Source organism: Ellagibacter sp., assembly GCF_048412355.1.
Lineage (GTDB): Bacteria > Actinomycetota > Coriobacteriia > Coriobacteriales > Eggerthellaceae > Ellagibacter.
Map to the genome: position 1 here is coordinate 1 of NZ_DBFSAP010000031.1, position 3,362 is coordinate 3,362.

Consider the following 3,362-nt stretch of genomic DNA (forward strand, 5'->3'; position numbering starts at 1 on the left):
CGGGGCAGGATGCCACTCTCCTTTGCGAGGTCGCGCCCGGCGCCTCAGCCGCTATGTCGGCATCCCTGCCCGCCAGAGTCTGCATTGCATCTGAAAGCATTCGATATTCGGCTCCCAAATGCAACAACTAAAAGATAGGAGCTCCCCATGGAAACGTATTACGACCCGGCAGATCTCGCGAAATTCTCCGCCGACGGAATTGGCGAAGGCGCCCCTGAGCTGTGGGACCTCTTCATGGCGTACTACGGCAAGGTGTTCGAAGAGGGCGCGCTGACCGCCCGCGAGAAGTCCATCATCGCGCTCGCCGTGGCCACCGCCGTGCAGTGCCCGTACTGCATCGACGCCTACACGAACTCCTGCCTGCAGAAGGGCGTCACCGAAGAGCAGATGACCGAGGCCTTCCACGTGGTCAATGCGATCCGCGGCGGCGCGGCGCTCGCCCATGGCGTGCAGATGAAGAAAATCGTAGAGAACCTCGAGATGTAGCCTCATCGCGTATCCTTCGAGGGCCTGGTCGCGAAGCGCGCCGGGCCCTCGCTTTACGAGAAAGACGAGAGGAGGATCATGGGATACATCGAAGAGGTGAACGAGGCGCTCGCCGCCTTTCCACCCTTCTGGCAGCGCGTGGGGGAATATCGCTTCACCGAGAACGCGCTCAACACGCTCCAAATCAACATCGGGCTGAAATGCAACCTGGCATGCAGGCACTGCCACGTGGAATCGAGCCCCGCGCGCACCGAGGAGATGTCGCGCGAGACGCTCGAGCAGTGCCTTACCGTTTTCCGTGACCGCGGCTTCAAGACGATCGACGTCACGGGCGGCGCTCCCGAGATGAACCCGAACTACGAGTGGTTCTTGCGCGAGGCCATCGGCGCGGGCGCAAGCGTGATGACGCGTTCGAACTTGAGCATCTGCAAGGAGCCCGGCTACGAGCACATTCCCGAGCTGTGGGCCGAGCTGGGTATCACCGTCATCGCGTCGCTTCCCCATTACGTGAAGAAAACTTCCGAGAAGCAGCGCGGCGCGGGCACCTTCGACCCGACGATCGAGATGCTCCAGCGCCTGTGCGCGCTTGGGTACGGCAAGGGCGAAGGTGCCGGACCCGGCGGCAAAAAGCTCGAGCTCGACCTGGTGTTCAACCCGCTCGGCGCGTTTCTCCCGCCCGAGCAGAAAGCGCTCGAGGCGGAGTACAAGGCGAAGCTGAAGGCCGATTTCAACATCGACTTCGACAACCTGTTCGCCATCACCAACGCACCCGGCGGCCGCTTCGGCGAGCGACTGCTCAAGACGAACAACATGGACCGCTATATGAACACGCTGATCGGGGCTTTCAACGAGGAAACCGTCCCGGCGATGATGTGCCGCACGCAGCTTTCGGTGTCGTGGGACGGTACCCTGTACGACTGCGACTTCAACCAGGCGGTCGGCATGCCCTGCAAAAGCGGCCTCACCATCGCGGATGTGGCGGCGGACCCGACGATTCCTTTGAAGCGCGAAATTCGCTTCGGCAACCACTGCTACGCCTGCTGCGCGGGATCGGGGTCGAGTTGAGGCGGCTCAACGGCGTAGGTCTTACGCCACTCAACGACACAAAGCCCTCGGCCTGCCTGCAGAAATGCAAGCGCCGAGGGCTTTTTGATGCCTGCACTCCTCAACCAAGGATGCTATTCGCGCAAGCTGCTATTTCTCGTCGTATTGCGGAATCTCGGTGTCGTCGACTTCCTCCAAATTGCCATCGTAGACATAGTGCTTGGTCTCGCGCGCGACGACGGCGGACAGGCCGAGGACCGCAATGCAGTTCGGGATGGCCATGAGCGCGTTCATCACGTCAGCGAAATCCCACACCGTAGAGCTCAAATTGGAAACCGCGGCGCTGTTCGACGCGTCGCCGACCATCATGCAGCCCCAGAACACGAACAGCAGGAACACGATGTAGTATGGAAGCACCGCCTTCTTCCCGAGCAGATAGCTGATCGCGCGGTTGCCGTACTGGCTCCACCCGAGGATGGTGGAATAGGTGAAGGTGAGCAGGCCCACTAGCAGTACCAACGGTCCGAATACGGGGATTTTCTCGAAGGCGGCGGTCGCAAGGCCCGCGCCGGAGGAGATGGTGCCGTTGGCGATGGCGGTGGAAAGCTCCGGGTTCGCGATCAGGGTGGTCATCAACATGAGGCCGGTGATGAGGCACACGACGACGGTGTCCCAAAAGGTGCCGGTCATGGAAACGAGAGCCTGGCGTGCGGGGTTTTTCGTGGTGGCGGAAGCGGCAACGAGCGGCGCAGAGCCCATGCCGGACTCATTGGAGAAGATGCCGCGCTTGAAGCCGAACTGCAAAGCGAGCGTCACCGTCGAGCCAACAGCGCCGCCGGCAGCACCAGCGGGGGTGAACGCGCCTTCGATGATCTGGCGAACCGCCTCGCCGAGGTACTGACCGTTGATGCCGATGATAATCAGGCAGCACACCACATAGAAGAGCGCCATGACGGGGACAAGCTTCTCGCACACCTTCGAGATGGACTTGATGCCGCCTAAGATGACGATGGCGACGAGCACCACGACGACTGCGCCCACAAGCCACTGCGGGATGGCCTTGCCGTCGACGAGCGAGGTGTTGTAGAGGGCGTCGGCAAGCGAGTTCGACTGCGTGGAAGCGCCGATGCCGAAGGCTGCCAGCGACGCGAACAGGGCGAACAGGATAGCGAGGATGCGACCGAGCTTCTTGTTCTTGAAGCCGCGCTCAAGCGCATACATCGCGCCGCCGAGCATCTTGCCGGAGTGGTCCTTCACGCGGTACTTCACGCCGATGAAGACCTCGGAGTACTTGGTGGCAATGCCCAAGATGCCCGTAATCCACATCCAGAAGATGGCGCCCGGGCCGCCGAACAGAAGACCCGTGCCCACGCCGACGATGTTGCCGGTGCCGATCGTAGCGGCAAGAGCCGTGGTCAGCGCGCCGAACTGAGTGATGTCGCCGCTTGCATCGGAAGGGTCGTCCTTGGTGACCGACATCTTGATGCCCGTGCCGAGCTTTCTCTGAATGAAGCCCGTGCGGACGGTCATGAAGATGTGCGTGAACAGCAGCAACAAGATCATGATTGGGCCCCACACGAAGCCGTCGACGGCGTCGATGACGTCCAGGGGGCTTGTCGCGCTCGCAATTCCCGTTGCCAGCCCGGTGAACGGAGCGACGAAGAACGATGTCAGGAAGTCCTCCATAGCTCCTCCTATCTTTAAGTCGTTGCATTTTTAAGCCTTTTATCGAATGCTTATGGATGCAATGCAGATTCTGGCGGGCAGGGTTGCCGACATGGCCGATGAGAGCCTTGCTTCTCGTAAAGGAGTCTGGCAACCTGCCCCATCCG

Annotated in this window: 3 protein-coding genes; 2 read left to right on the plus strand and 1 reads right to left on the minus strand. The window is 61.2% G+C overall.

Going from position 1 to position 3,362, the window contains the following annotated elements; genetic code table 11:
• The first annotated feature begins 147 nt into the window (after positions 1-147).
• Together ACMRQN_RS04005 and arsS are read left to right on the plus strand one after the other, a co-directional pair.
• A complete protein-coding gene (locus tag ACMRQN_RS04005) occupies positions 148-486 on the plus strand; it encodes an arsenosugar biosynthesis-associated peroxidase-like protein (RefSeq protein WP_418733922.1) in 339 nt (112 codons plus the stop codon).
• Between the two features lie 78 nt (positions 487-564).
• Positions 565-1,551, plus strand: a complete 987-nt coding sequence (gene arsS, locus ACMRQN_RS04010) for an arsenosugar biosynthesis radical SAM (seleno)protein ArsS (protein ID WP_418733923.1) — start codon at positions 565-567, stop codon at positions 1,549-1,551.
• Between the two features lie 129 nt (positions 1,552-1,680).
• Here arsS and ACMRQN_RS04015 read toward each other — a convergent pair whose 3' ends face one another.
• Positions 1,681-3,093: an alanine/glycine:cation symporter family protein gene (locus tag ACMRQN_RS04015; RefSeq protein WP_418733924.1), complete on the minus strand. Its 1,413-nt coding sequence runs from the start codon at positions 3,091-3,093 to the stop codon at positions 1,681-1,683.
• Positions 3,094-3,362 lie beyond the last annotated feature (269 nt).

Coding starts and splice junctions, on each gene's coding strand:
- ACMRQN_RS04005 (WP_418733922.1), top strand. CDS start 148: ATGGAAACGTATTACGACCCGGCAGATCTCGCGAAATTCTCCGCCGAC.
- arsS (WP_418733923.1), top strand. CDS start 565: ATGGGATACATCGAAGAGGTGAACGAGGCGCTCGCCGCCTTTCCACCC.
- ACMRQN_RS04015 (WP_418733924.1), bottom strand. CDS start 3,093: ATGATCTTGTTGCTGCTGTTCACGCACATCTTCATGACCGTCCGCACG.